The organism is Actinophytocola glycyrrhizae, assembly GCF_042653545.1.
Taxonomy (GTDB): Bacteria; Actinomycetota; Actinomycetes; order Mycobacteriales; family Pseudonocardiaceae; genus Actinophytocola; species Actinophytocola glycyrrhizae.
The window spans coordinates 1-5,199 of record NZ_JBHSIS010000012.1 but is presented as its reverse complement, the minus strand read 5'-3'; the positions used below and the strand labels follow the sequence as shown (position 1 = coordinate 5,199).

Annotated in this window: 6 protein-coding genes and 1 pseudogene; 2 read left to right on the top strand and 5 right to left on the bottom strand. The window is 66.4% G+C overall.

The genetic code is table 11. The features are described 5' to 3' along the window. Positions 1-72: 72 nt before the first annotated feature. Positions 73-738, top strand: a pseudogene (locus ACFPCV_RS25605) (IS30 family transposase); the annotation flags it as partial. Between the two features lie 262 nt (positions 739-1,000). Here ACFPCV_RS25605 and ACFPCV_RS25600 read toward each other — a convergent pair. Further along, positions 1,001-1,222 carry a hypothetical protein gene (locus ACFPCV_RS25600; protein WP_378058883.1) on the bottom strand — a complete coding sequence of 74 codons (222 nt, stop codon included), beginning with the start codon at positions 1,220-1,222 and terminating at the stop codon, positions 1,001-1,003. After that, on the bottom strand, positions 1,203-1,451 hold the full coding sequence (locus tag ACFPCV_RS25595; RefSeq protein ID WP_378058882.1) for a hypothetical protein: 249 nt from the start codon (positions 1,449-1,451) through the stop codon (positions 1,203-1,205). The genes ACFPCV_RS25600 and ACFPCV_RS25595 overlap by 20 nt, the downstream gene beginning before the upstream one ends. Before the next feature lie 100 nt (positions 1,452-1,551). Between ACFPCV_RS25595 and ACFPCV_RS25590 the strand changes: the two genes are divergently transcribed. Beyond that, entirely contained in the window at positions 1,552-2,331 is a 780-nt protein-coding gene (locus ACFPCV_RS25590; protein WP_378058886.1) for a transposase family protein, read from the top strand. Here ACFPCV_RS25590 and ACFPCV_RS25585 read toward each other — a convergent pair. From ACFPCV_RS25585 to ACFPCV_RS25575, 3 genes are all read right to left on the bottom strand, one after another. Further along, the gene (locus ACFPCV_RS25585; protein ID WP_378058885.1) at positions 2,302-2,982 is read right to left on the bottom strand and encodes an IS3 family transposase; all 681 of its coding nucleotides are present in this window, start codon (positions 2,980-2,982) and stop codon (positions 2,302-2,304) included. The genes ACFPCV_RS25590 and ACFPCV_RS25585 overlap by 30 nt on opposite strands. A gap of 47 nt (positions 2,983-3,029) precedes the next feature. Then, positions 3,030-3,323 (bottom strand): transposase, encoded by a 294-nt coding sequence (locus tag ACFPCV_RS25580; RefSeq protein WP_378058881.1) that lies wholly within the window; start codon positions 3,321-3,323, stop codon positions 3,030-3,032. A 395-nt stretch (positions 3,324-3,718) separates the two neighbouring features. After that, positions 3,719-4,915 carry an alpha/beta hydrolase family protein gene (locus ACFPCV_RS25575; protein WP_378058880.1) on the bottom strand — a complete coding sequence of 399 codons (1,197 nt, stop codon included), beginning with the start codon at positions 4,913-4,915 and terminating at the stop codon, positions 3,719-3,721. Between the last annotated feature and the right edge of the window lie 284 nt (positions 4,916-5,199).

The window sequence follows — 5,199 nt, the reverse complement described above, 5'->3', positions numbered from 1 at the left end:
CCCAAGAGAAACTCACCCTGCTACTGTCCTAACAGAACATGGTGCGACGACCGCATGAACCCGCCCTGCGTCGAGGACGCTGGCCCGGTGAGTCACGAGGCCATCTACCAGTGGGTCTATGCCCAGCCCGTCGCTAGGTTGCGCGCGGAGTTGATCGCGTTGCGGACCGGCCGGTCGACCCGGCGCGGCCCTCGCCCCACGTCGGCGCCGCGTATCCACGAGCCTCGCTACCTGGATGAACGTCCCGCCGAGGTCGAAGGGCGGGCAGTGGCCGGTCACTGGGAGGGGGATCTGGTCATCGGCAAAGGCGGCAAGACCGCGGTGGCCACGCTGGTAGAGTGCACCAGCCGTTTCCTGATCCTGGTGCCGCTGACCGGACGGGACTCGCTCACGGTCAGCCAGGCGATCATCTCGGCGGTCGGCCTGCTGCCGGATTCGATCAAGCGATCCCTGACCTGGGACTGCGGCGCGGAAATGGCTCTACACAAGGAAGTCACAGCCACCGGCCTACCGGTGTACTTCGCTCACCCACACTCGCCATGGGAACGGGGCAGCAACGAGAACCTCAACCGGATCGTCCGCGAGTTCTTCCCCAAGGGCGTCGACATCACCAGCGATCCGCACTATCTGGCCGCTGTCGCCGCCGAGATCAACGACAGACCACGTAAGATCCACGACTGGAAGAAACCCAGCGAAGTCTTCACCGAACTCCTCGCAGCGGATGCTTCCACCGCCTGAATCTGCCCCCTACAAGACGTCACGCGGCGCCGATGGCACACCTCCCATGATCTCACTGTGCGGCTGCCGTGAAGGTCAGCGGCGTCGTTCGTCAACCAGCGGGGGTGTCTCGGAAGGCGCTTCGATTGGTGCACTGTCGGCACGAAGCGAGTGCAGTTCGCGCCAAACGACCTTGCCAAGTTATCGGCTGACGCGGTCCAGTCCGGCCCCGCCCTCGACATCGGCATGGTCCTCCGCTGACGGAGGACCTGAGGCCTGATCGTCACCACCCCTGCGCGCTGCTCACGCGCTCGTCGGGCCATCGTGAGGTGCTCGGTCGTTCGAGGGACGTGCCGGACGTGTCGTGCTCGTTCGGTCCTGGCTGGCGCGCAGGCGCCGCAGGCCCCAACGCGACGGCCGCGATCACGACGAGCAATACCGTCGTGATCGCCGCCACAACGGCGATCACGACGGTGCGCTTTCGGTCAGTCTCCTGCGGCATCATCGTAAATCGACTGTACCTTGTCGTCGAAGTAAGGACTGTCGATCCATTCGGGTCCGTCATCGGGGCCTGGCCACGTGCTGCCTACACCGTTGACATATCCGAGCAGGGTGTCGTTGGAATATTCCCGGAACCACGGTCCGCCACTGAACCCGCCGGTCCAGGCGCAGTACAAGGAGCCGTTTTCATCCTGGTCTGGATGTGTTGGCAGGTAACGCTTCTGGCTGGTCACAGGTTGGTGACCATCGGCGTGTCCGCGCCTGAACATGGCGAAGCCCCTGGTAGCAGAGCTTTCGACCAAGATCGTTCTGCCAAGTGTCCAGGGGCTTCAGGTGTTGTTCTACCGTGCCGCGCTGCCGTTGTCACATCAGACCCTCACGTTCGTGTCCGGCCTGGTCCGCGTCCACCGTCGAGAGATCGGTTCGGCATGGCGGGCGCTCAACCCCGGACAGCAGGCCCTGCTGGTGCTGGTCTACCTGCGCAAAGGCGAGCCGTTCGCCGAGGTCGGAGCCGGGTTCGGAGTGTCCACGACGACATGCTGGCGGTATGTGAACGAAACCGTCGAATTACTCGCGGCGCGGGCGCCGAAGCTACGGGACGCGCTGCGCAAGGCGAAGCGTGAGGGCATGGCCTACGTGATCATCGACGGCACCCTGATCCCGATCGACCGGATCGCCGCCGACCGGCCGTTCTACTCAGGCAAACACAAGTGCCACGGGGTGAACCTGCAGGTCATCGCCTCGCCGGACGGGACCATCCTGTGGGTGTCCGGCGAGTTACCCGGCAGCACGCACGACACCGCCGCCGCCCGGATCTGGCAGATCCTGGCCGCGCTCGAAGAGGCCGGGCTCATCGCGCTGGGCGACAAGGGCTACCACGGCTACGACGAGACCAGCCAACGGGTGATCACCCCCTACAAGGGCAAGAACAAGCCCCAATCGCAAAAGGACGCCAACCGGGCCCACGCCCGGCTCCGCGGCCCGGGTGAACGCGCCAACGCCCAGCTCAAGTACTGGCGCATCCTGCACAAAGTCCGCGTCAGCCCACGCCGTATCGGCCGACTCGCCAAAGCCATCCACGTGCTACAGAACTACGAAACCACCGCAGGATGAAAAAGGCTCCATCATGGCGTTGTCGTAGCAACCGCCGACGGAGCCCATGGAGGCGAGCAGTCCGGCGGTGCGGAGTCGCTGTCCGAATGCCCACGAGGTGTATTGCGAACCGTGGTCGGAGTGCAGTACGGTCTTGTCATTCTCTGGTTTGCGGCGAATAGTGGCCATGCCGAGCGCGTCGGTGACGAGTTCGGTGCGCATGTGAGTGTTGATTGACCATCCGATGATCAGTCGGGAGTAGGCGTCCATGACCGCGGCGCAGTAGACCTTCCCTTCCTCCGTGGGGTGCTCGGTGATGTCGGTGATCCACAACCGGTCCGGTCCGTGGACGGTGAAGTGGCGGTTGACCAGGTCCGGGGCGGGTTCGGCCCCGGGGTCGCGCACGGTGGTCCAGGACCGTTTGCGCCGGTAGAGGCCCTGGATGCCGGCCTGGCGCATGAGCCGGGCGACCCGTTTCCGGTTCACCGCCATGCCCAGACCCAGCCTGAGTTCGGCGTGCACCCTGGGTGAGCCGTAGGTGTCACGTGAATCGGCGTGGATCTGCTCGATGTGTTTCACCAGCAACTCGTTCTCGCGGGCACGCTCCGAGCATGGCCGGTCGCGCCATTCGTAGTATCCAGAGCGGGACACACGTAATACCCGGCAGGCCACCGCGACGTCCACACCGTCGTCGGCGAGTTCACGGACCAGCGGGTAGGTTACTTTGGGAGAACGTTCTCCCGCGCGAAATAGGCGGCAGCGCGTTTCAGGATCTCGTTCTCCATCTCAAGCTGCCGGTTCTTGCGACGCAGCTCAGCGAGTTCGGTCTTCTCCGCGCTCGTCAACCGGCCAGTGCTGCCGCCGTTGTCGTCGGTATTGGCCTGGGTCATCCAGTTCCGCAGGCAGGACCCGCTGATCCCCAGATCCTTCGCCAGCTCAGCGACCGGCTTGGTCTGCTCACGAGCCAACTCGACAGCACGACGACGGAACTCAGGCGGGTGTGGTGCAGGCATCGGAACATCCTCCCTGGTGACCAACGGTCACCTCAGGTCAGGTGTCCGGGCAACGGGGGGAAGCTCAAGTTTCGGTATGGCGGAACCACGGTAGCGGTGGTGGCCTGTGCCGGTCAGTGTGGTGATCTCGCAGCAGCACGACCGCCGACGGTGAGCGCCGAGTTCGTGCTGCCCCGGCGCGGCACCGGCAGGTCCCCTTCCGCGCATGTCCGCTGAGGACGGTCCGTCGAGTCCGGTGAATCCGCTTCAAGTGATCCAGGACAGCGGGGCAGAGTTCGCCGGTCGGCGGCGGTGAGCCTGTTGTACCGGTGGTTCTCGCTCGGGATGTGCTGAGGCGGCCGTGTGCGCTTCGTGCGTCAACGCTGACTCGAGCAGGTGCGGGACCGTGTTGCCGGTTACGCGGCGGTCACGTGTCGGTGCAGCCATTGTAGGAGTTCGGGGGTGTCGGTGGTGAGTAGTCCGAAGTGGGGGCCGAGGGTGCCGGCGTCGGCGGTGGTGGGGTGGATGCGGTAGGTGATGTCGTTGCCCAGGGCGGCGAGTTCGGGGACGAGCCGGTTGGTGTGGGCGATGGCGACGCGGGTGTCCTTCTGGGCGTGGGAGATCCGGACGGGAGCGGGGGCGGTCAGGGCGGGGTTGGTCAGGTCGAGCTGGCGCAGGAACTCGCGCTGGTGGGGGTTGGGGTCGCCGGCGAGGTCGCCGCGGAACTGTTCGGTGCCGGGGATACCGCCCCACAGCTCGGTGGTGGACAGCTCCACGCGGCAGCGGTCACCGGAGGACTCGAACAGCTCGTAGGCCCGGTCGGTGAGCACCTGGCGCGCGTCGATGGCGGTGTCGTCGGCGGTGGCCCCTGCGGTCGAGCCGATGATCGCGCCGGTGAGCAGCATTGGGGTGAACGCCAGCCCCGGTGTGGTTCCGGAGTAGCGGCTGCCGGCGAGCACGTCGTCCTTGATGTGCGAGGCCGGTGCCAGCGCCGCGACCGCGCACAGGTCCAGTCCCGGTGTACGGGTGGGGGCGTGGTGACCGGCGAACAGGGCGGCCTGCCCGCCCTGGGAGTGTCCGACGACCGCCAGCCGGGTGGAGATCTGCGGGTGCAAGTTGCGGGCGGCCACGGCGATGTCCAGAACGCCGTAGGCCTCGGACTCGCCCAGCAGGTAGGGGTGGACACCCCTGGTGCCCAGTCCTTCGTAGTCGGTCATCGCGACCGCCCAACCCGCCTCCAACAAGGCGTTGAGCAGTACGTGCGGGGCCTGGTTGATCCGGTGATGCTCCGGCAGCCGCTCAGCCAGCTCCGGCGAGTCGCGCGACGGCGCGCACTTGTCCCCCAGACCGAGGGTGCCGTGCGCCCAGCTCACCAGCGGATAACCGTCCTGTGGAGCAGGGGTGGACGGCAGCGCGACGATGCCCGACACCGCGATCGGGGTGCCGTCCACCGCGGTCGACCGATACAGCACCAGGTCGTTGCGCGACGCCGAGCTCAACGCGGCCGGCCCGGTCAACGGCCGTGACCGGATCACCTCGCCGGGCACGCCCCCCAACAACGCAGACGACAGGAAGAAAACATCCTCCTCCAGCATCGACAACCCCCTCCGCACGCCGCTCGGCACCTCCGTACCGGCCGGGCATGATCATGCCAGCAGTCGGCGCCCGTGCGCTATGGCGCAGCGCAGGATCCTGTTCCACGACACCGCGGCCCTGGCGCGCTCCAACGTCGGCCCGCAGGGAGTCCTCGACACGCGCGGATCGCTCCATGCCGGAGTCGCGGCAACCGGGCCACTCGCGCCGTCATGACGACTGGGGCTAGTACTACGAGGCTAGTGTCCCGCGCCGGAAATTCGCCTACAAAATCGGGCGAGTGACTCGAGGATCTCTTCGGCGG